Genomic DNA, 21251 nt, shown 5'->3' on the forward strand with positions numbered 1-21251 from the left:
GGGCCGGAACGGTCAGTCGGCTCGGTGCGTGCCCTGTGCGCCGTTCCCGTTGCCCTGGTTCCCGTTGCCCGGGTCCTGGATCGCGGGGAAGACGACGGTGTCGTCGGACTGCGGCTGCACGGCCCGGAAGACCTCGGTGTCCGCGGACGGGTCGCTGTAGCCGCCCTCGGGGTAGGCGTTCTGCTGGTAGTACCCGCCCTGTGCGTCGGGGTCCTGTGCGTCGGGGTACTGGCCGTTCGGGACCTGCTCGCCGGCGCCGTGCTCGTACGTCCAGTCGGACTCGGCGTAGCCCTCCTCGGCGTAGGCGACGGTCTCGGAGCCCGCGTCGACGTAGTCGTCGTTGTACGCGGCCTCGGCCGCACCCGCGGCGCCGGCCGCGACCGGGGCGGCGACGGACTTCTTCGCGTCGCGCCGGACGAGGATGCGGCCGATGGCGCCGCCGAGGGTCGCGGGGATGAAGACGAGCAGCACCGTGAAGGCCGCGCCGGAGGTCAGTTCGAAGAACAGCGAGTTCTCGCCGAGGGCGATGTCGCTGACCATGCCCACCACCCAGACGACCGCGCCCGCGAGCAGGCCGGCGAGGACGGCGGCCTTGAGCCACATCATGGTGAGGTCGGCGCCCTCGTCCTCACCCGGGTACGCACGCGCGTCACGGATGCCGTCGAGGCCACCCCAGATCAGCGCCGCGAGAATCACCACGACGATGCTGACCCACCGCAGTGAGGTGCCGTGCAGGGGCCATTCGGTGACGGCGATTCCGAGCAGTACACGTGTCACCACGTGCACAAACGCCATCCCGAGTCCACGAAGAAGCCACGAGTTCATTCCGACAGCGTAACGACCGTCACGACAGGTCTGTGTCCTAACCCACAGCGACCGCTCCGGGTGACGCTCGCGACGGGTTCCGCTGCCGTAGGTTGGGGCCATGTCCTCCGCCGATCACGGGTCCCGCCGGGCCGCGTTGCGCGCGCAGATTCGCGAACGCGGCCTCGACGCGATGCTCGTCACCGACCTGCTCAACATCCGGTACCTGACCGGCTTCACCGGGTCCAGCGCCGCGCTGGTCGTCGACGCCCGGGACACCGCCGATTCCGAGGACCGGACCGTGATCTGCACCGACGGCCGGTACCTGACGCAGGTGGCGGCCCAGGTGCCGGACCTGCCCTCGCTGATAGACCGGGCCGGCGCCGCGGCGTTGGTGCGCGGGCTGTCCGCCGCACCGGTCTCCCGGGTCGGTTTCGAGTCCCACGTGGTGACGGTCGACAACCTGTCCGGCTGGCAGTCGACGGCGCCGGACCTCGAGTTCGTCCGGACCCCCGGCACGGTCGAACAGCTGCGAATGGTCAAGGACGAGCACGAGATCGGGTTGCTGCGCCGGGCCTGCACGGTCGCGGACCTGGCACTGGCGGTGCTGGTCGAACGCGGTGGGCTGCGGCCCGGTCGCACCGAGCGGGAGGTCGGGCGGGAGCTGGAGTTCCTGATGCTCGAGCACGGCGCCGACGGCATCTCGTTCGAGACCATCGTCGCGGCCGGGGCGAACTCGGCGATCCCGCACCACCGGCCCACCGCCGCGGTGCTCGCGACCGGCGACTTCGTCAAACTCGACTTCGGTGCGCAGGTCGGCGGCTACCACTCCGACATGACGCGGACCTATGTGCTGGGTGTCGCGGCGGACTGGCAGCGCGAGGTGTACGACCTCGTCGCGCGTTCGCAGGCGGCGGGCTGCGCCGCCCTGGCGCCCGGTGTCGAGGTGTCGGCCGTCGACGCCGCGGCGCGGTCGGTGATCGCCGACGCGGGTCACGGGGAGCTGTTCCTGCACGGTCTCGGGCACGGGGTGGGGCTGGAGATCCACGAAGCACCGGGGATCGGAGCGCTCGGCACCGGTACACTCCTTTGCGGTGCGGTGGTGACCGTCGAGCCGGGTGTGTACTTCTCCGGGCGCGGTGGCGTCAGGATCGAGGACACGCTCGTCGTTCGCGAGCAGGAGCCGGAGCTCCTCACTCTCACCAGCAAGGATTTCGTCATCGTCTGAAGGAGACGCGAAGTAAGTGGCAGATACCAGTGATTTCAAGAACGGGCTTGTGCTGAAGATCGAGGGTCAGCTGTGGCAGATCATCGAGTTCCAGCACGTCAAGCCCGGCAAGGGCCCGGCCTTCGTGCGCACCAAGCTCAAGAACGTGCTTTCCGGCAAGAACGTCGACAAGACCTTCAACGCCGGCGTGAAGGTCGAGACGGCGACCGTCGACCGCCGCGACATGACGTACCTGTACCACGACGGTAGCGACTACGTCTTCATGGACGGCGACACCTACGACCAGATCTCGATCAGCGAGGCCACGGTCGGGGACCAGGCCCGATTCCTGCTCGAGAACATGCAGGTGCAGGTCGCCACGCACGAGGACGCGCCGCTGTTCGTCGAGCTGCCCGTCACCGTCGAGTTGCTCGTCAAGCACACCGACCCCGGTCTGCAGGGCGACCGCTCCACCGGCGGCACCAAGCCCGCCATCCTCGAGACCGACGCCGAGGTGCAGGTCCCGCTGTTCGTCAACACCGGCGACAAGCTGAAGATCGACTCGCGTGACGGCAACTACCTGGGTCGCGTGAATTCGTAGCGTGTCCAGCAGTCACAAGAAGTTCGGCGCCCGGCACAAGGCCCGCAAGCGCGCCGTCGACTTCCTCTTCGAGGCCGAGGCCCGCGACGTCGACCCGGTGGCCCTGGCCTCCGAGCGGACGACGATGGCCACCCGCGACGAGACCGTCGCGCCGGTCAGCCCGTACACCGTCACCGTGGTGACCGGGGTGGCGGAGAACCTGGACCGCCTGGACCGGGTCATCGCCGACCACCTGCAGGACTGGACGCTGGAGCGGTTGCCCGCGGTGGACCGGGCGATCCTGCGCATCGCGGTGTGGGAGCTCTTCCACGCCACGGACGTGCCGCCCGTCGTCGCGGTGGACGAGGCGGTGGAGCTCGCGAAGGAGCTCTCCACCGACGACTCGCCCGCGTTCGTCAACGGCGTGCTCGGACAGGTGGTGCTCGTCGCGCCGCAGGTGCGGGCGGCGGCCGCCGCCACCGCGCAGTCGGCGCGGCCCGCCGAACCGGAGTCGGACCCGGTTTCGGCCTCCGGCGACGAGGCCTGAGGAAGACCGTGCAGACCCGAACGCCGCGGACCGATCGAGAATCGGTCCGCGGCGTTCGTCGTCTCCAGCGTTCTATGCACCGCCGCCCGCCGGCCGGTGTGGTTGAGCACACCCGGCGCCGCTGCCGTCCCGGTGGTCGCGCGCTGATACGCTCGACGACGTCAGACATCCTTTAACGACCCGTCCCGAGAGGCGGAGAAGGAGGTCCAGTTTGCTCTCCCCAGAGCCGTCCTCCGCCGAGTCACCGGCGACCAGGGAGCTGTTGTCTCCCGCCGACGTGGGCCGCACGATCGCCCGTATCGCGCACCAGATCATCGAGAAGACCGCGCTCGACGCGGAGACCGACCCGCCCCGCGTGGTGTTGATCGGCATCCCGACGCGCGGCACCACCCTGGCGACCAGGCTGGCGAACAAGATCGAGGAGTTCTCGGGGGTCCGCCCGCCGACCGGCTCGCTCGACATCACCCTCTACCGCGACGACCTGCGGACCAAGCCGCACCGTCCGCTCGAGCGCACCTCCGTGCCCGACGGCGGCGTCGACAACGCGCTGGTGGTGCTCGTCGACGACGTGCTGTTCTCCGGACGCACCGTGCGCGCGGCCCTCGACGGGTTGCGCGACCTCGGCCGGCCCAAGGCCGTGCAGCTCGCCGTCCTGGTGGACCGCGGGCACCGCGAACTGCCGCTGCGGGCGGACTACGTCGGCAAGAACGTGCCCACCGCGCGCACCGAGGACGTCAAGGTGCAGCTCGTGGAGCACGACGGCGTCGACAGTGTCACGCTCAGCGGCGGCGTCCAGGCGGCGCCGGGCGACGGGGCGAACGGGGGAGCGGGCAAGTGAAGCATCTTCTCTCGGTCTCGGACCTCACGGTCGAGACCGCCACCGGGCTGCTCGACGAGGCCGAACGGTTCGAGCAGGCGCTGCTCGGCCGCGAGGTCCGCAAGCTGCCGACGCTCCGGGGTCGCACCGTCATGACGGTCTTCTTCGAGAACTCCACCCGCACCCGGGTCTCGTTCGAGGTGGCCGGCAAGTGGATGAGCGCCGACGTGATCAACGTCAGCGCCTCGAGTTCCTCGGTCTCCAAGGGCGAGTCGCTGCGGGACACCGCGATGACGCTGCGGGCGGCCGGCGCGGACGCGCTGATCGTGCGCCACCCCGCCTCCGGTGCCGCGCACCGGATCGCCGAGTGGACCGCGGACGCCGGCGACGGCCCGGCCGTGATCAACGCCGGCGACGGCACCCACGAGCACCCCACCCAGGCACTGCTCGACGCGCTGACCCTGCGTCAGCGACTCGGCTCGATCGAGGGCAAGCGCGTCGTGATCGTCGGCGACATCCTGCACAGCCGCGTCGCACGCAGCAACGCCTTCCTGCTCTCGCTGCTGGGCGCCGAGGTGGTGCTGGTCGCGCCGCCGACGCTGCTGCCGATCGGCGTCTCCACCTGGCCGGTGACGGTCTCGCACTCGCTCGACGCGGAACTGCCCGGCGCCGACGCGGTGCTGATGCTGCGCGTGCAGGCCGAGCGGATGAACGGCGGGTTCTTCCCGTCGCAGCGCGAGTACTCGATCACCTACGGGCTCTCGGAGAAGCGGCTCGCGATGCTCCCCGAGCATGCCGTGGTGCTGCACCCCGGCCCGATGCTGCGCGGCATGGAGATCGCCTCCGCCGTCGCGGATTCACCGAAAACTGCTGTGCTGCAGCAGGTCACGAACGGAGTTCACATTCGCATGGCGGTCCTGTTCGGGTTGTTGGTCGGTACCGAGGGGGCAGCGCTGTGACCGGTGAGGCCAGAAACACTTCCCGAGGCTTCGCCCGCGGCGGGGTCCTGATCCGCGGCGCCCGCCTGTACGGCGAGGGCGAGCCGCAGGACGTGCTGATCGGCGACGGCGAGATCCTCGCGATCGGCGCCGGACTCGACGTGCCCGAGGGCGCGGAGGTCGTCGAGGCCGGCGGCCAGGTGCTGCTGCCCGGCTTCGTGGACCTGCACACCCACCTGCGCGAGCCCGGCCGCGAGGACACCGAGACCATCGAGTCCGGGTCCGCCGCCGCCGCGCTCGGCGGCTACACCGCGGTGTTCGCGATGGCGAACACCAGCCCCGTCGCGGACTCCGTGGTCATCACCGACCATGTGTGGCGACGCGGGCAGGAGGTCGGCCTGGTCGACGTGCACCCGGTCGGTGCCGTGACCGTCGGGCTCGCGGGCAAGCAGCTCGCCGAGATGGCGACCATGGCGTCGGGCGTCGGCAAGGTCAAGATGTTCTCCGACGACGGCCACTGCGTGGACGACCCGCTCATCATGCGTCGCGCGCTCGAGTACTCCAGCTCGCTCGGGGTGCTCATCGCGCAGCACGCGGAGGAGCCGCGCCTGACCGTCGGCGCCGTCGCGCACGAGGGCCCGACCGCGGCCCGGCTCGGACTGGCCGGCTGGCCGCGCGCCGCCGAGGAGTCGATCGTGGCGCGCGACGCGCTGCTGGCAAGGGACGCCGGCGCCCGTGTGCACATCTGTCACGCGTCGACCGCCGGCACCGTCGAGCTGATGAAGTGGGCGCGCGGGCAGGGCATCTCGATCACCGCCGAGGTCACCCCGCACCACCTGCTGCTCGACGACTCGCGGCTCGAGACGTACGACGCGGTGAACAAGGTGAACCCGCCCCTGCGTGAGCGCAGCGACGTCGAGGCGCTGCGCAAGGGCCTGGCCGAGGGCGTCATCGACTGCGTCGCCACCGACCACGCGCCGCACGCCGAGCAGGACAAGTGCTGCGAGTTCTCGGCGGCCCGGCCCGGCATGCTGGGCCTGGAGACGGCGCTGGCGATCGTCGCGCAGACGATGGTCGAGCCCGGCCTGCTGGACTGGCGCGGCGTGGCCAAGGTGATGAGCGAGCGGCCCGCCGAGATCGTCGGGCTGACCGACCAGGGCCGGCCGATCGCGGTCGGCGAGCCGGCGAACCTGACGCTGGTCGACCCGCAGCGGGAGTGGACGGTGCGGGGGCCGGAACTGGCGTCCATCGCCGCGAACACCCCGTTCGAGGCGATGACCTTCGCGGCCCGCGTGACCACCACACTGCTGCGCGGCCGGGTCACCGTCCGGGACGGGCAGGTACAGCGATGAGCATGGACCGGCTGCTGCTGACCCTCGGATTCGTGGTGTTCTGGGTGGTCATGGTGGCGCTGATGTACTGGGGTTGGAAGGGCCGTGCCCGCCGCCAGCAGGACCGGATCGGCGTGCTGCCGGAGCCGCCCGCCGAACTGGGCGCCCGGCTGATCGAACCGAGCAGCGGACTGTACGTCGGCAGCACGCTGGCGCCGAGCTGGCAGGACCGGATCGCGGTCGGCGACCTCGGCTACCGCGCGACCGGAGACCTGTCCCGGTACGAGACGGGTGTGCTGCTCGAACGCGACGGCGCGTCGGCGATCTGGATCCCGCAGGACTCGATCCGCGCGATCCGAACCGAGCGCGGGCTCGCGGGCAAGGTCATGAGCAAGGACGGAGTGCTGGTGATCCGGTGGGAGTTGCCCACCGGGACCGAGATCGACACCGGCTTCCGTGGAGACGACAAGAGTGTGTACCCGGCATGGGTGAACGGAGAGAACGCGTGAGCAATTCGGCAGCGGTCCTGGTCCTCGAGGACGGCAGGGTCTTCCGCGGCAGCACCTTCGGTGCGGTCGGGCAGACCCTGGGCGAGGCGGTCTTCAGCACCGGTATGACCGGTTACCAGGAGACCCTCACCGATCCCAGCTACCACCGCCAGATCGTGGTGTCCACGGCGCCGCAGATCGGCAACACCGGCTGGAACGACGAGGACGACGAGTCCGTCGGCCCCACCGGCGACGCCGCCGGCGCCAAGATCTGGGTGGCCGGCTACGTCGTCCGGGACCCCTCCCGCGTCACCTCGAGCTGGCGGGCGACGGGTTCGCTGCAGGCCAAGCTGGAGGAGCAGGGGATCGTCGGCATCGCCGGCATCGACACCCGGGCCCTGGTGCGGCACCTGCGCACCCGCGGTTCCATGAAGGCCGGCGTCTTCTCCGGCGACGCCCTGGCGGCGGACGACATCCTGGTGGACCGGGTCCGGCAGCAGCCGACCATGCTCGGCGCGGACCTCGCGGGTGAGGTCAGCACCACCAGCGGCTACATCGTCGAGCCCACCGGCGGTGACGCCCGGTTCACGGTCGCCGCGATCGACCTCGGCATCAAGACCAACACCCCGCGGATGTTCGCCGAGCGCGGCATCCGGGTACACGTGCTGCCGTCCAACGCGACGCTCGAGCAGATCCTCGACCTCGAGGCCGACGGGGTGTTCCTGTCCAACGGACCGGGCGACCCGGCCACCGCCGACGGCGCGGTGCACCTGACCAAGGAGGTGCTCGGCCAGGGCCTGCCGCTGTTCGGCATCTGCTTCGGCAACCAGATCCTCGGCCGCGCGCTCGGCATGGAGACCTACAAGATGAAGTTCGGTCACCGGGGCATCAACATCCCGGTCATCGAGCACCACACCGGTCGCATCGCGATCACCGCGCAGAACCACGGGTTCGCCCTCGAGGGTGAGGCCGGACAGGAGTTCGACACCCCCTTCGGCCGGGCCGTGGTCAGCCACACCTGCGCCAACGACGGGGCCGTGGAGGGCGTCCGACTGCTCGACGACTCCGCCTTCTCCGTCCAGTACCACCCCGAGGCCGCCGCAGGCCCGCACGACGCCGCATACCTCTTCGACCGTTTCACCGGCTTGCTCGAGGCTCGCTCGACCAAGAAAGGCAGCAAGTAATGCCACGCCGCACAGATCTCAAGCACATCCTGGTGATCGGCTCCGGGCCGATCGTGATCGGCCAGGCCTGTGAGTTCGACTACTCGGGCACCCAGGCCTGCCGCGTGCTGCGCGAGGAGGGCCTGCGCGTGAGCCTGGTCAACTCCAACCCGGCCACCATCATGACCGACCCGGAGTTCGCCGACGCCACCTACGTCGAGCCGATCACCGCCGAGTTCGTCGAGAAGGTCATCGCGCTCGAGGCGGCCAAGGGCCACCCGATCGACGCGGTGCTCGCCACCCTCGGCGGCCAGACCGCGCTGAACACCGCGGTCGCGCTGCACGAGCAGGGCATCCTCGAGAAGTACGACGTCGAGCTGATCGGCGCCGACTTCGACGCCATCCAGCGCGGCGAGGACCGGCAGAAGTTCAAGGACATCGTCGCCAAGGTCGGCGGCGAGTCCGCGAAGTCCGCCGTCTGCTACACGATGGACGAGGTGCACGCCACGGTCGCCGAACTCGGCTACCCGGTGGTCGTGCGCCCCTCGTTCACCATGGGCGGCCTCGGCTCGGGCATGGCGTACAACGAGGAGGACCTGAACCGGATCGCCGGTGGCGGCCTGGCCGCGTCGCCGACCGCGAACGTCCTGATCGAGGAGTCCATCCTCGGTTGGAAGGAGTACGAGCTCGAGCTGATGCGCGACGGCCGCGACAACGTCGTGATCGTCTGTTCCATCGAGAACGTCGACCCGGTCGGTGTGCACACCGGCGACTCGGTCACCGTCGCCCCGGCGATGACGCTGACCGACCGCGAGTACCAGAAGATGCGCGACCTCTCCATCGACATCCTGCGTGAGGTGGGCGTCGACACCGGCGGCTGCAACATCCAGTTCGCGATGGACCCGACGGACGGCCGCCTGGTCGTCATCGAGATGAACCCGCGGGTCTCGCGCTCGTCGGCGCTGGCGTCGAAGGCGACCGGCTACCCGATCGCGAAGATGGCCGCCAAGCTGGCCATCGGCTACACGCTCGACGAGATCGTCAACGACATCACCAAGGAGACGCCGGCCTGCTTCGAGCCCACGCTCGACTACGTCGTCGTCAAGGCGCCGCGGTTCGCCTTCGAGAAGTTCCCCGGCGCCGACGGCACCCTCACCACCACGATGAAGTCCGTGGGCGAGGCGATGAGCATCGGCCGCAACTTCACCGAGGCCTTCGGTAAGGTGATGCGCTCGCTCGAGACCAAGCGCGCGGGCTACTGGACCGGCCCCGAGGTGGAGGCCACCGACCTGGAGTCGCTGCTCGCCGACCTGAGCGTTCCGCAGGACGGCCGGATGTACGGCATCGAGAAGGCCTTCGCCCTCGGCGCCACCGTCGAGCAGCTCTTCGAGGCCACCAAGATCGATCCGTGGTTCCTCGACCAGATGCTGCAGATCCACGAGCTGGGCAACGAGATCCGCGAGGCGGCGGCGTTCGACGAGCAGCTGCTGCGTCAGGCGAAGTACCACGGCCTGTCCGACCGGCAGATCGCCGCGCTGCGCCCCGAACTCGGCGACGAGGACGGCGTCCGCGCCCTGCGTGACGAGCTGAAGGTGCACCCGGTCTACAAGACGGTGGACACCTGCGCGGCCGAGTTCGAGGCCAAGACGCCGTACCACTACTCCACGTACGAGCTCGACCCCGAGGCCGAGTCCGAGGTGGCGCCGCAGACCGAGCGTCCCAAGGTGCTGATCCTCGGGTCCGGCCCGAACCGCATCGGCCAGGGCATCGAGTTCGACTACTCCTGCGTGCACGCGGCACTGACGCTGTCCGAGGCCGGCTACGAGACCGTCATGGTCAACTGCAACCCCGAGACCGTCTCCACCGACTACGACACGGCGGACCGGCTGTACTTCGAGCCGCTGACGTTCGAGGACGTGCTCGAGGTGTACCGCGCGGAGTCGATCTCCGGAACGGTCGCGGGCGTCATCGTCCAGCTCGGCGGCCAGACGCCGCTGGGCCTGGCGAAGCGGCTCAAGGCGGCGGGCGTCCCGATCGTGGGCACCAGCCCCGAGGCCATCGACCTGGCGGAGGACCGCGGCGAGTTCGGCCGGGTGCTCACCGAGGCCGGCCTGCCCGCGCCGAAGTTCGGCACCGCCACCACCTTCGACGGTGCCCGCGAGATCGCGGCCGGCATCGGCTACCCGGTGCTGGTGCGCCCGTCCTACGTGCTCGGCGGTCGCGGTATGGAGATCGTGTACGACGAGAAGTCGTTGCAGGACTACATCTCTCGTGCCACCGAGATCTCCGACGACCGGCCGGTGCTGGTCGACCGGTTCCTGGAGGACGCGGTCGAGATCGACGTCGACGCGTTGTGCGACGGCACCGAGGTGTACCTCGGCGGCGTGATGGAGCACATCGAGGAGGCCGGCATCCACTCCGGCGACTCGGCCTGTGCGCTGCCGCCGATCACCCTGGGCCGGGCGGACCTGGAGAACGTGCGCCGGTCCACCGAGGCGCTGGCGAAGGGCATCGGCGTCAAGGGCCTGCTCAACGTCCAGTACGCGCTCAAGGACGACATCCTCTACGTGCTCGAGGCGAACCCGCGGGCCAGCCGGACCGTGCCGTTCGTCTCCAAGGCGACCGCGGTGCAGCTGGCCAAGGCCTGCGCCCGCGTCATGCTGGGGGAGTCCATCGCGGACCTGCGGGCGAGCGGTGTGCTGCCCGCGACGGGCGACGGGGGCAACACGCCGGCCGGCGCGCCGATCGCGGTCAAGGAGGCGGTGCTGCCGTTCAACCGTTTCCGCAAGGCGGACGGCACCGGCGTCGACACCCTGCTCAGCCCCGAGATGAAGTCGACGGGCGAGGTCATGGGCATCGACTCCGACTTCGGAACGGCGTTCGCCAAGAGCCAGACCGCGGCGTACGGCTCGCTGCCGACGTCGGGTTCGGTGTTCGTGTCGGTGGCCAACAAGGACAAGCGGTCGCTGATCTTCCCGGTGAAGCGGCTCGCGGACCTCGGGTTCACCATCCTGGCCACCGAGGGCACCGCGGACGTGCTGCGCCGCAACGGCATCGCGTGCGAGCAGGTCTACAAGCAGTCGGGTGAGGACCACCCGGAGGGCGCGCGGACCATCGTCGACCAGATCCGGGCCGGCGAGATCGACATGGTGATCAACACCCCGTACGGCAACTCGGGCCCCCGTGTGGACGGCTACGAGATCCGCAGCGCGGCGGTGGCGGCGACCATCCCGTGCATCACCACCGTCCAGGGCGCCTCCGCGGCGGTGCAGGGCATCGAGGCCGCCATCCGTGGCGACATCGGGGTGCAGTCCCTGCAGGACCTGCACGCGACGCTGCGCGAGCCGGCAGCGCGGTCATGAGCCACGGCCACAGTTGGGGTCACCGGCTCCGATCCGCGATCGGAGCCCGGGGCCGGCTGTGCGTGGGCATCGACCCGCACCCGTCGCTGTTGCAGGCGTGGGGGCTGCCGGAGACCGCGGAGGGCGTCGAGGCGTTCTCCGAGATCTGCGTGGAGGCCTTCGTCGGGGAGGTGGCCCTGGTGAAGCCTCAGGTCGCGTTCTTCGAGGCCTACGGCTCCGCCGGCTACGCCGTGCTCGAGCGCACCATCTCGGTGGTGCGCTCGGCGGGCACGCTGGTGGTCGCTGACGCGAAGCGTGGCGACATCGGCTCGACCATGGCCGCCTACGCGCAGTCCTGGCTCGGTGACGGCTCTCCGTTGGCCTCGGACGCCGTCACGGCGTCGCCCTACCTCGGCTTCGGGTCGCTCGACCCGGCCCTGGCGCTGGCGTCGGAGACCGGGCGAGGGGTGTTCGTGCTGGCGCGCACCTCCAACCCGGAGGGCGGGCGCCTGCAGGGTGCCCGGTTGTCCGAAACGTCGGGTTCCGGCGCCCCGGACGGCGAGGTTTCCGCAGTCCAGGCGGTGTCTGTGGCACAGTCGGTGGTGGACGACGCGGTCGCACACAACCGTGACGGCCGTGACACGGTGGGCCTGGTCGTGGGTGCGACACGCGGGCACGGATTGGATTTGTCGGAGTTTTCCGGTCCGATCCTGGCGCCCGGGCTGGGCGCGCAGGGTGCCACTGTGGCCGATCTCGCAGAGATATTCTATGATTCACGAGAGTTGTTGTTGCCCAACACTTCTCGTGATGTACTTCGTCACGGTCCCTCAGTTTCGGCGCTGCGTGCGGCGGCGGAACGGGTCCGAGACGAGGTCGAGGCCGGACTCGCATAGCTGACGAGATTCGCCACCGGAGTCCGGGGGCGAGTTAGCAATCGGGGCGAAGCGTGAGTACGGTCGCTATCGCCGCTGGTTATCCAGTGGTTGAACACTATTTGCACACTACGAGACGGAGGAACCGTGGCCCTTCCCCAGTTGACTGATGAGCAGCGCGCCGCTGCTTTGGAGAAGGCGGCTGCCGCCCGTAAGGCCAGGGCTGAGCTCAAGGAGCGCCTCAAGCGCGGCGGCACCGACCTGAAGCAGGTCCTCAAGGACGCCGAAGAGAACGAGATTCTCGGCAAGATGAAGGTGTCCGCCCTGCTCGAGGCCCTCCCCAAGGTGGGCAAGGTCAAGGCGCAGGAGATCATGACCGAGCTGGAGATCGCCCCGACCCGCCGTCTGCGCGGACTCGGCGATCGTCAGCGCAAGGCCCTGCTGACCAGGTTCGATTTCGAGGCCTGAGAACAAACGTGGTGGCTGACGCAGAACAGGTGTCAGACAGCAGCAAGACCACCTCGGTGAATGTGACCGGGGACAGTGCAGTGCAGAGGGGTCGGCTGGTAGTTCTGGCCGGCCCCTCCGCCGTAGGCAAGTCGAGCGTGGTGCGCAAGCTCCACGAACGCATGCCTGAACTGGTCTTCAGCGTGTCTGCCACGACAAGAGACCCTCGCCCCGGCGAGGTGGACGGCAAGGACTACCGGTTCGTCACGGCGGCCGAGTTCGAGCGGATGATCGAAGCGGGCGAACTGCTCGAGTGGGCGGACATCCACGGCGGGTTGCAGCGTTCGGGCACCCCCGCGGCCCCGGTGGAGGCGGCCCTCGAGGCAGGCCATCCGGTGCTGGTGGAGGTGGACCTGGTCGGCGCCCGCGCGGTGCGCGCTGCGATGCCGGAGGCGGTCCTCGCCTTCATGGCACCCCCGAGCTGGGAGGAGCTGGTGTCCCGGCTCACCTCGCGGGGCACCGAGTCGGCAGAGGTTGTGGCCCGCCGCCTGGAGACCGCGAAGGTCGAACTGGCGGCCAAGGACGAGTTCGACACGGTCATCGTGAACGAGGATGTCGATCGTGCTTGCGAGGAGTTGGTATCCTTGTTGGCTGGTGGTCAGCGGTAGCCGACCGCCGTCGTATTTCGCCGTACCGACTTGTACCCAGCTCTGACCTCCAGTCAGTCCTGACTAGTACACAAAGCTTGACCCAGCGCCGACCAATTTCAGGAGATACGCACATGAGTGCCACTCAGACAGCCGCGTCCGAAGCCGATCGCCACGGCGTGCCGGCGTACGACACCCCGCTCGGTATCACCAACCCGCCGATCGACGAGCTGCTCGAGCGCACCTCCTCGAAGTACGCGCTGGTCATCTACTCGGCCAAGCGGGCCCGTCAGATCAACGACTACTACAACCAGCTCGGTGACGGCATCCTCGAGTACGTCGGCCCGCTCGTCGAGCCCGGCCTGCAGGAGAAGCCGCTCTCCATCGCGCTGCGCGAGATCCACGCCGATCTGCTCGAGCACACCGAAGGCGAGTGACCGCCGGCCGTGACCGAACTTGACTCGGGTGCCGCCACCCGGCACCGGCGCATTGTCGTCGGAGTGGGTGGCGGCATTGCGGCCTACAAGGCCTGCGCGATCATTCGCAGCTTCACCGAGAGCGGACACCACGTCCGGGTGGTCCCGACCGACGCCGCGCTGGAGTTCGTCGGCAGCGCGACCTTCGAGGCGCTGTCCGGGAACCCGGTGCAGACCGGTGTCTTCACGGACGTGCCGCAAGTGCCGCACGTACGGCTCGGCCAGGAGGCCGACCTGGTCGTCATCGCCCCGGCGACCGCGGACCTGATGGCCCGCGCCGCCCACGGCCGCGCGGACGACCTGCTCACCGCGACCCTGCTCACCGCCCGCTGTCCGGTCGTGTTCGCGCCCGCGATGCACACCGAGATGTGGGAGCACCCGGCCACGGTCGCGAACGTGGCGACCCTGCGCTCGCGCGGCATCACCGTGATCGAACCGGCGTCCGGCCGGCTCACCGGCAAGGACACCGGCGCCGGTCGGCTGCCCGAACCGGACGAGATCGTCGGGCTCGCGACCCTGCTGTTGGAGCGTCCCGATGCACTGCCCCGGGACCTCGAGGGTCGTCGGATCGTGGTCTCCGCCGGCGGTACTCGCGAGCCACTGGACCCGGTCCGGTTCCTCGGCAACCGCAGCTCCGGCAAGCAGGGCTACGCGATTGCCCGGCTCGCGGCGCAGCGCGGCGCCCAGGTCACGCTGATCGCCGGATATACCGCGGAACTGTCCGACCCGGCCGCGGTCGACGTGATCCGGGTGCGCACCGCGCAGGAGATGCGCGAGGCCGTCGACAAGGCCGCGGTCGGTGCGGAGGCCGTGGTGATGGCCGCTGCCGTCGCCGACTTCCGTCCGTCCACGGTGGCCACCGCCAAGATCAAGAAGGGTGCGGACGAGCCGGACATGATCCCGCTGACCCGCAACGACGACATCCTGGCGGGGCTGGTGAAGGCACGCAGCGACGGCGACCTGCCGCTGACCACCGCGATCGTCGGTTTTGCCGCCGAGACCGGGGATGCGCAGGGCGACGTGCTCACGCACGCCCGCAGCAAGCTCGCCCGCAAGGGCTGCGACCTGCTGGTGGTCAATGCGGTCGGCGAGGGCAAGGCCTTCGAGGTCGACGACAACAGCGGCTGGATCCTCGGCGCCGACGGTTCGGAGCGGGCGCTGGCGCACGGCTCCAAGTCGCTGATGGCGAGCCGGGTCGTCGACGCGACGTCGGCATTGCTGGCCGTCGGCGGGGGCGCGAGTGCCGGCTGAGTCCGGTGCTCGTAATGTGAAAAAAGCTCGTAATGTGGAAATCGGTGTCGCGTCGGGGTTCGGCGCGATTCCCGATCTTCTTGAATTTCGGTTTTGACGTGATTTCAGCAGTGCACATCTGCCGTGCCTCGCACTAGGTTTGGCTCGGTACACAACAACAGCGTTGGCGAGAGGGAGATCTGTGAGCAAGTCCGGTAGTCGGCTATTCACCAGCGAGTCCGTGACCGAGGGCCATCCGGACAAGATCTGTGACGCGATCAGCGACTCCATCCTGGATGCGCTGCTCGAACAGGATCCCCGCAGCCGGGTCGCCGTCGAGACCCTGGTCACCACCGGCCAGGTGCACGTCGCCGGTGAGGTCACCACCACCGCCTACGCCGACATCCCGAAGATCGTTCGCGACGTCGTCCTCGGCATCGGCTACGACTCGTCCGCCAAGGGCTTCGACGGCAACTCCTGTGGCGTGAACATCGCGATCGGCGCACAGTCACCCGAGATCGCGCAGGGCGTCGACCACTCGCACGAGGCTCGCGTCGACGGCGTCACCGACGACGAGATCGACCGTCAGGGCGCCGGCGACCAGGGCCTGATGTTCGGCTACGCGTGCACCGACACCCCGGAACTGATGCCGCTGCCGATCGCGCTGGCGCACAGGCTCTCCCGCCGGCTCACCGAGGTCCGCAAGACCGGCGTGCTGCCGTACCTGCGTCCGGACGGCAAGACCCAGGTCACCATCGAGTACGACGGCGACAAGGCCGTCCGACTCGACACCGTCGTCGTCTCCACCCAGCACGCCGCGGACATCGACCTGGACAACCTGCTGACCCCCGACGTCCGGGAGAAGGTGCTCGGCTCGGTGCTCGCCGACCTCGGTGACACAAATCTCGACACCTCGAACGTGCGACTGCTGGTCAACCCGACCGGCAAGTTCGTCCTCGGCGGCCCGATGGGCGACGCCGGCCTGACCGGTCGCAAGATCATCGTCGACACCTACGGTGGCATGGCCCGTCACGGCGGCGGCGCCTTCTCGGGTAAGGACCCGTCGAAGGTCGACCGGTCCGCGGCCTACGCCATGCGCTGGGTTGCCAAGAACGCGATCGCCGCAGGTCTGGCCGAGCGCATCGAGGTGCAGGTTGCCTACGCCATCGGCAAGGCGGCGCCGGTCGGACTGTTCGTCGAGACGTTCGGCACCGAGAAGGTCGACCCGGCTCGCATCCAGACGGCGATCACCGAGATCTTCGACCTGCGTCCCGGCGCGATCATCCGTGACCTGGACCTGCTGCGGCCGATCTACGCGCCGACCGCGGCCTACGGGCACTTCGGTCGCACCGACATCGACCTGCCCTGGGAGCACACGGACCGCGCCGAGAAGCTGCGCGCGGCCGCCGGGCTCTAAATGGCGTCAGCACCGAGCCGCTCACCGATCGTGGTGGGCGGCTCGTCTGCTCTCGGGCGGAGCCTCGGGCCGGGTCGCTGTCGGTGCAGCCTGCACCGACATGCGCGGGTGGTCCCGTGGCGGTGAAGGCCGAGCGCGAGCCCGCGCCGGAACTGCCTGTCGCCCGGGTACTTCCGATGATGCCGCTCGCGCACCTGGACCGGGAGTTCGACTACCGGGTTCCGGTCGAACTCGACGAACAGGCGCAGCCCGGGGTGCGGGTGCGGGTGCGTTTCGCGGGCCGGTTGGTCGACGGGTTCATCGTCGCCCGCGTCGCGACCAGCGAGCACCCCGGCAAGCTGGGCTGGCTCGACCGGGTGGTCTCGGCCGAGCGGGTCCTGACTCCGGAGGTCTCCGATCTCGTCGACGCCGTCGCCCGCCGGTACGCCGGCACCCGCGCGGACGTGCTGCGGCTGGCGGTGCCGCCGCGGCACGCGCGGGTCGAGGCCGAGCGGGTGCCCGAGCCGGTGACGGCGCCGGAGGTGGTCCCGGATGTCGAGGCGTGGGCCGCCTACGTGCACGGCGAGTCCTTCGTGTCCGCGGTGCAGGCCGGCCGTGGTCCGCGGGCGGCCTGGCAGGCGCTGCCCGGCGAGGACTGGCCGACGAGGCTGGCGGAGCTGGCTGCCGTCGTCGCGGGCGGGGGCAGGTCCGCGGTGCTGGTGGTGCCGGACCAGAAGGACCTGGACCGGGTGGCGGCCGCGTGCGTCGCACTGGTCGGTGACGACCTGGTGGTGCCGCTGGCGGCGGGACTGGGTCCCGCGATGCGGTATCGGCGCTGGCTGGCCGCCCTGCGAGGCACCGCACGGATTGTGGTCGGTACCCGCAGTTCGGTGTTCGCGCCGGTCCCCGAGCTCGGGTTGATCGCGGTGTGGGACGACGGGGACGACAACCACTCGGAGCCACGCTCGCCCTACCCGCATGCCCGGGAGGTGGCGTTGTTGCGGGCCTTCGGCACCGGCTGCGCGGTGATCCTGGGCGGTCATGCGCGGACCGCGGAGGCGCAGGCGCTGGTGGACTCCGGGTGGGCGCACGACCTGGTCGCGGGGCGGCCGGAGGTGCGGGCGCGGGCGCCGCAAGTGACCGCGCTGGCCGACAGCGACCATGCCTTGGCCCGCGACCCGGGGGCGCGGGCGGCGCGGCTGCCGGCGATCGCGTTCGCCGCGGCCCGGGAAGCGTTGACGTCGGGTGCCGGGGTGCTGGTGCAGGTGCCGCGTCGCGGCTACGTCCCGTCGCTGGCCTGCGGGAAGTGCCGGGCGCCCGCCCGGTGCCGCCGCTGCAACGGTCCGTTGTCGCTGCCGTCGGCGGTCGGGCCGGACGGCGCGGGCACGCCGGCCTGCCGGTGGTGCGGTGTCGCCGACGCGAACCATCGGTGCCAGGCCTGCGGTAACCGTTCGCTGCGCGCGGTGGTGGTGGGCGCGGGCCGGACGGCCGAGGAACTGGGGCGCGCGTTCCCCGGGGTGCCCGTACGCACCTCCGGTGGCGGTGAGGTGTCCGCGACGGTGTCTGCCGGTGCCAGCCTGGTGGTCGCGACGGTGGGGGCGGAGCCGGTGATGCCGGGTGGCTACGGCGCCGCGCTGCTGCTCGACGGCTGGGCGCTGCTCGGCCGGGCCGACCTGCGGGCGGAGGAGGAGACGCTTCGACGCTGGATGACGGCGGGCGCGTTGGTGCGCCCGGCGGGTGCCGGCGGCAAGGTGGTGGTGGTCGCCGACGCGGGGCTGCCGACGGTGCAGGCCCTGGTGCGGTGGGATCCGGTGGGGGCGGCGCAGTCTCAGCTCGAGCAGCGGGCAGAGGTCGGTTTCCCGCCCGCGGTGCACCTGGCGGCGGTCGACGGCGGCCGGGCCGCCATCGAGGACCTGCTCGCGGCGGCGCCGCTGCCCGACGGGGTGGAGCCGTTGGGTCCGGTGCCGTTGCCGCCGGGGGAGCGGTTGCCGTTCTCCGGTGACGGACCCGAACCGGTCGAGGTCGAGCGGATGTTGCTGCGGGTGCCGCGGGCCGCGGGCGGTGCGCTGGCCCGTGCGTTGGCGGAGGCACAGGCGGTGCGAAGTGCGCGGCGGGCCGTGGGTTCGGTTCGGGTACAGATGGATCCGGTGCGGATCGGCTGACGGCGGCCGGTCGGGGAGGTCTCCAGTTCCCGGCACCTCGGCCATCAGTACATTCGAGGCCGTGGAAGAGTCCGTGTCCTACCCCGTGGGCAGGCGCAGCCTGCTGTCGCGGGCAGTCGCGGCGCCAACGGCCTACTGGCTGACGGGTTGCGTACTGGGCTACTACGCGTCTGAACGCATGAGCTGGGTTTCGGGTGAGTCCTACTGGACCAACGCCCTGAAATGGCACAACCTGCCGTTCTTCACGGTGCTTGCGGCGGTCTGCGTCCTCGCCGAGATCCTGTATCGAGCCGGTGACCTGCGAACCCTTCGATCTGTCGGGTTGATCCCGTTCATCGTGATCCAACTCCGGTTCGCGCTGTGGCTGCTGTACTACGCGGGTGCCTGGATCCTGTGGTGCGGGACGTTCAGCGCCATCGCCCTGGGTGTCGCGGCCGCCAAGTTCGCCGGTGAGCGATCCTCCACCGGCAGGGCGGTGGCGTGACAAGACGATCGCGCAGCGGACAGGGACACCACGAATGCGGCCGCCGCCGTGCACGATTGTCGTCGTGAGCTCACACGCTGACGAGCATCGAATGCTCGAGATCGTGCTCGCCAACCCCGACGTCCGCAGGATCGTCGATCGTGCTGACGAACTCGGTGTTCGAGACTGGTACCTCACCGCGGGCGGGGTGTTTCAGGCGGTCTGGAACCACCTGGACGGACGCGATCTGCGAGCCGGCATCAGGGACTACGACCTCTTCTACTTCGACCTGTCGGACCTGGGCTACGACGCCGAGGACCGGATCATCAGGAGAGCCGAGACGCTCTTCGCCGACATCGGCCGGCCCGTCGAGGTGCGCAACGAGGCGAGGGTCCACCTTTGGTACGAGGAGCATTTCGGGGTTCCGGCGGCCCCCTTCGCAAGCACCGAGGACGCGATCGACCACTTCGCATCCACGACCTGCTGTCTCGGGATCACGCGAGCCGCAGACGGCGAGCTCCGGGTGTATGCACCACACGGCTTCGATGACCTCTTCGGCATGGTGCTGCGGCCCAACCCGGTGTTGGCGCCGCGGGAGGTCTACGAGGCGAAGGCCGCTCGGTGGTTGGCGGAGTGGCCGCGGCTGAAGGTCATTCCGTGGACGGACCACTCTGATGTTTGAGTGGAGCGCGCAGGGTGCGGCGTGCCCTCGGGCGCCGACTTGAACGACGTGGAAGTTCCGTCGCTGCCCTCCTAGCGCAGCGCAGACTGGTTGCGGCCGAGTGTGTCTCGGCCGCAACCGGTCTGGTTGTGGGTGACTGTTCGGGCCTGGACTGGTCAGTTTCCGTGGATCTCGCGCCGGTTGTGGGCCGGCCGTGGTCTTCGCGCCGGGTCGACCCAGGCGGGTGGTGTGAACCATGGGTGGCCGTCGTCGCCGATGGCGACGGCCCAGTGGTTCTTGTGGATGATCGTGTGGTGCTTCTTGCAGAGCAGCACCAGGTTGGCGAGTGCGGTGGGGCCGCCGTCGGACCAGTGGATGATGTGGTGGGCGTCGGTCCAGGCGGCGGGGCGTCCGCAGCCGGGGAACGCGCAACCGCAGTCCCTGGCGACGAGTGCTTTCCGGAGTTTCGGGGAGATGATGCGGGTGGTTCGGCCGACGTCGAGTGGGTTGCCGCCCCGGTCGACGAAGATCGGCGTGACGGTCGCGTCGCAGGACAGGCGGGCGGCGATGGCCGCGGAGACGGGTCCGGCCCAGGGCATGGCGGCGTGCCGGACGCGGCGGTAGTGCCGTGGGGGCCGGACGTCTGAGCAGTTCTCACCTTGTGTGCTGCCGGTGGGTCCGGTTGCGTTGTCGCAGTGGTAGTCCCAGCCGTCCTTCGTCCAGGCCCCGGTGGCAGGGGTGGGCGCGGTCTTGGCGACGGCGTCCTTGAGGGCGTCGAGGTCGATGGTGACGGTGACGTGCGGTCGTTCGCCGCCCTCCTGCGGGCCACGCGCCGCGTCGAGGTGGCCGCGGATGATCTGTTCGAGGGCGTCGGCGCGGCGCTTCGCGGCCGAACGGGGGTCGCGGATCGGGTGGCCGTGCTCGTCGGTGCTCGGGTGCGGCTTCGACAGTCCCGACAACGCGGTCTGGAGGGCCTCGCCGGCTTCGGCGTCGAAGGTGCCCTTCACGAGTACCCGTCCACCGAGCGTTGTGCTGGCGAAGAACTCGTTGAGTTCGGGGTTCTCGCCGTCGGGTGGCACAGTCCCGTCAAGTTGCAGCAGCAGTTCCAACGCGCGTGCGCGTCGGCGAAGGGTGGTGACGTTCTCGAGGTGCGCGGCGATCAGCAGGTAGGCCTGGCAGTCGTCGGGGCGTCCGGACTCTGGATCTGGGTGTTCCCAGTCGGTCTCGGCCGCCCCCACGTCGGGTTCGTCGACGGTCAGTTTTGTGAGTCGGTCGAGGAAGTTGACGATCACCTGCACGTGTCCGAGTTCGATCCGCCCGCCGTCGAGGGCGGCGGCCATCCTCGGGTGCAGGGGCAGTTCGCAGCCGAGTCGGACGATCCTGCCTGCCATCGCGGCGGTCATGTGGGTGGCGTCGGCGAGCCAGGAGGCGGTGTCGGCGGCGCCGACGTGGGTGGGTAGGCACCTCTCGTCGGCTTCGTGGACCAGTCGGACGCGGAGGGCTTCGAGTTTCAGGATCGCTTCCGACACGTCAGGCACTGCCGCCAGAAGTTCGGTTTCGTCGAGTCGCCATGCCTCGACCCGGGTGGGGTCGGTAAGCATGGCGTCGAGTTTCATACATCGAATTCTACTCGCACGCACATTCGATTACAATGATGTTTCGCCTGGTGAACGGCCTGTGG

20 protein-coding genes are annotated in these 21251 nt (G+C 69.9%); 18 read left to right on the plus strand and 2 right to left on the minus strand.

What is annotated here, in order from left to right; all coding sequences use genetic code 11:
• Positions 1-12: 12 nt before the first annotated feature.
• Positions 13-825 carry a B-4DMT family transporter gene (locus RT2_RS26035; protein WP_072846868.1) on the minus strand — a complete coding sequence of 271 codons (813 nt, stop codon included), beginning with the start codon at positions 823-825 and terminating at the stop codon, positions 13-15.
• Positions 826-925: 100 nt separating this feature from the next.
• On the opposite strand from RT2_RS26035, the gene RT2_RS21615 reads away from it, so the two are divergent.
• From RT2_RS21615 to RT2_RS21700, 18 genes are all read left to right on the plus strand, one after another.
• On the plus strand, positions 926-2032 hold the full coding sequence (locus RT2_RS21615; RefSeq protein ID WP_072846869.1) for a M24 family metallopeptidase: 1107 nt from the start codon (positions 926-928) through the stop codon (positions 2030-2032).
• Positions 2033-2048: 16 nt separating this feature from the next.
• Positions 2049-2612, plus strand: a complete 564-nt coding sequence (efp, locus tag RT2_RS21620) for an elongation factor P (protein WP_072846870.1) — start codon at positions 2049-2051, stop codon at positions 2610-2612.
• Position 2613: 1 nt separating this feature from the next.
• The gene (gene nusB / locus RT2_RS21625; RefSeq protein ID WP_072846871.1) at positions 2614-3138 is read left to right on the plus strand and encodes a transcription antitermination factor NusB; all 525 of its coding nucleotides are present in this window, start codon (positions 2614-2616) and stop codon (positions 3136-3138) included.
• A 211-nt stretch (positions 3139-3349) separates the two neighbouring features.
• On the plus strand, positions 3350-3976 hold the full coding sequence (pyrR, locus tag RT2_RS21630) for a bifunctional pyr operon transcriptional regulator/uracil phosphoribosyltransferase PyrR (protein WP_072846872.1): 627 nt from the start codon (positions 3350-3352) through the stop codon (positions 3974-3976).
• Positions 3973-4914, plus strand: coding sequence for an aspartate carbamoyltransferase catalytic subunit (locus RT2_RS21635; RefSeq protein ID WP_072846873.1), 942 nt, complete (start codon positions 3973-3975; stop codon positions 4912-4914). The genes pyrR and RT2_RS21635 overlap by 4 nt, the downstream gene beginning before the upstream one ends.
• Complete coding sequence (locus tag RT2_RS21640) at positions 4911-6245, plus strand: dihydroorotase (RefSeq protein WP_072846874.1); 1335 nt, start codon at positions 4911-4913, stop codon at positions 6243-6245. Before RT2_RS21635 ends, RT2_RS21640 begins: the two co-directional genes overlap by 4 nt.
• Before the next feature lie 2 nt (positions 6246-6247).
• The gene (locus RT2_RS21645; protein WP_072846875.1) at positions 6248-6733 is read left to right on the plus strand and encodes a PH-like domain-containing protein; all 486 of its coding nucleotides are present in this window, start codon (positions 6248-6250) and stop codon (positions 6731-6733) included.
• Complete coding sequence (gene carA / locus RT2_RS21650; RefSeq protein ID WP_371851191.1) at positions 6730-7896, plus strand: glutamine-hydrolyzing carbamoyl-phosphate synthase small subunit; 1167 nt, start codon at positions 6730-6732, stop codon at positions 7894-7896. The genes RT2_RS21645 and carA overlap by 4 nt, the downstream gene beginning before the upstream one ends.
• Complete coding sequence (carB, locus tag RT2_RS21655; RefSeq protein ID WP_072846877.1) at positions 7896-11237, plus strand: carbamoyl-phosphate synthase large subunit; 3342 nt, start codon at positions 7896-7898, stop codon at positions 11235-11237. The genes carA and carB overlap by 1 nt, the downstream gene beginning before the upstream one ends.
• Positions 11234-12109 carry an orotidine-5'-phosphate decarboxylase gene (pyrF, locus tag RT2_RS21660; RefSeq protein WP_072846878.1) on the plus strand — a complete coding sequence of 292 codons (876 nt, stop codon included), beginning with the start codon at positions 11234-11236 and terminating at the stop codon, positions 12107-12109. Before carB ends, pyrF begins: the two co-directional genes overlap by 4 nt.
• A 126-nt stretch (positions 12110-12235) precedes the next feature.
• Positions 12236-12556 (plus strand): integration host factor, actinobacterial type, encoded by a 321-nt coding sequence (gene mihF / locus RT2_RS21665; RefSeq protein ID WP_072846879.1) that lies wholly within the window; start codon positions 12236-12238, stop codon positions 12554-12556.
• Between the two features lie 62 nt (positions 12557-12618).
• Positions 12619-13203, plus strand: coding sequence for a guanylate kinase (gmk, locus tag RT2_RS21670; RefSeq protein WP_371851192.1), 585 nt, complete (start codon positions 12619-12621; stop codon positions 13201-13203).
• 113 nt (positions 13204-13316) lie between these two features.
• A complete protein-coding gene (gene rpoZ / locus RT2_RS21675; protein ID WP_072846880.1) occupies positions 13317-13619 on the plus strand; it encodes a DNA-directed RNA polymerase subunit omega in 303 nt (100 codons plus the stop codon).
• 9 nt (positions 13620-13628) lie between these two features.
• Positions 13629-14909, plus strand: a complete 1281-nt coding sequence (gene coaBC / locus RT2_RS21680) for a bifunctional phosphopantothenoylcysteine decarboxylase/phosphopantothenate--cysteine ligase CoaBC (RefSeq protein WP_072846881.1) — start codon at positions 13629-13631, stop codon at positions 14907-14909.
• A gap of 181 nt (positions 14910-15090) precedes the next feature.
• On the plus strand, positions 15091-16305 hold the full coding sequence (metK, locus tag RT2_RS21685; RefSeq protein WP_072846882.1) for a methionine adenosyltransferase: 1215 nt from the start codon (positions 15091-15093) through the stop codon (positions 16303-16305).
• A gap of 122 nt (positions 16306-16427) precedes the next feature.
• Complete coding sequence (locus tag RT2_RS21690) at positions 16428-18446, plus strand: primosomal protein N' (RefSeq protein ID WP_371851193.1); 2019 nt, start codon at positions 16428-16430, stop codon at positions 18444-18446.
• A gap of 61 nt (positions 18447-18507) precedes the next feature.
• Positions 18508-18930, plus strand: coding sequence for a hypothetical protein (locus RT2_RS21695; RefSeq protein ID WP_072846883.1), 423 nt, complete (start codon positions 18508-18510; stop codon positions 18928-18930).
• Between the two features lie 64 nt (positions 18931-18994).
• The gene (locus tag RT2_RS21700) at positions 18995-19591 is read left to right on the plus strand and encodes a nucleotidyltransferase family protein (protein ID WP_245709155.1); all 597 of its coding nucleotides are present in this window, start codon (positions 18995-18997) and stop codon (positions 19589-19591) included.
• A 155-nt stretch (positions 19592-19746) separates the two neighbouring features.
• On the opposite strand, the gene RT2_RS21705 is transcribed toward RT2_RS21700, so the two are convergent.
• A complete protein-coding gene (locus RT2_RS21705; protein ID WP_072846885.1) occupies positions 19747-21186 on the minus strand; it encodes an HNH endonuclease signature motif containing protein in 1440 nt (479 codons plus the stop codon).
• Positions 21187-21251: the final 65 nt, after the last annotated feature.

Source organism: Rhodococcus tukisamuensis NBRC 100609 (assembly GCF_001894985.1).
GTDB classification, from domain to species: Bacteria; Actinomycetota; Actinomycetes; order Mycobacteriales; family Mycobacteriaceae; genus Rhodococcus_G; species Rhodococcus_G tukisamuensis.

What these genes read in the sequence shown, in the direction of transcription:
- carB (WP_072846877.1), top strand. Translation starts at nt 7,896, where the DNA reads ATGCCACGCCGCACAGATCTCAAGCACATCCTGGTGATCGGCTCCGGG.
- RT2_RS21615 (WP_072846869.1), top strand. Translation starts at nt 926, where the DNA reads ATGTCCTCCGCCGATCACGGGTCCCGCCGGGCCGCGTTGCGCGCGCAG.
- RT2_RS21705 (WP_072846885.1), bottom strand. Translation starts at nt 21,186, where the DNA reads ATGAAACTCGACGCCATGCTTACCGACCCCACCCGGGTCGAGGCATGG.
- RT2_RS21645 (WP_072846875.1), top strand. Translation starts at nt 6,248, where the DNA reads ATGGACCGGCTGCTGCTGACCCTCGGATTCGTGGTGTTCTGGGTGGTC.
- rpoZ (WP_072846880.1), top strand. Translation starts at nt 13,317, where the DNA reads ATGAGTGCCACTCAGACAGCCGCGTCCGAAGCCGATCGCCACGGCGTG.
- pyrF (WP_072846878.1), top strand. Translation starts at nt 11,234, where the DNA reads ATGAGCCACGGCCACAGTTGGGGTCACCGGCTCCGATCCGCGATCGGA.
- RT2_RS26035 (WP_072846868.1), bottom strand. Translation starts at nt 825, where the DNA reads ATGAACTCGTGGCTTCTTCGTGGACTCGGGATGGCGTTTGTGCACGTG.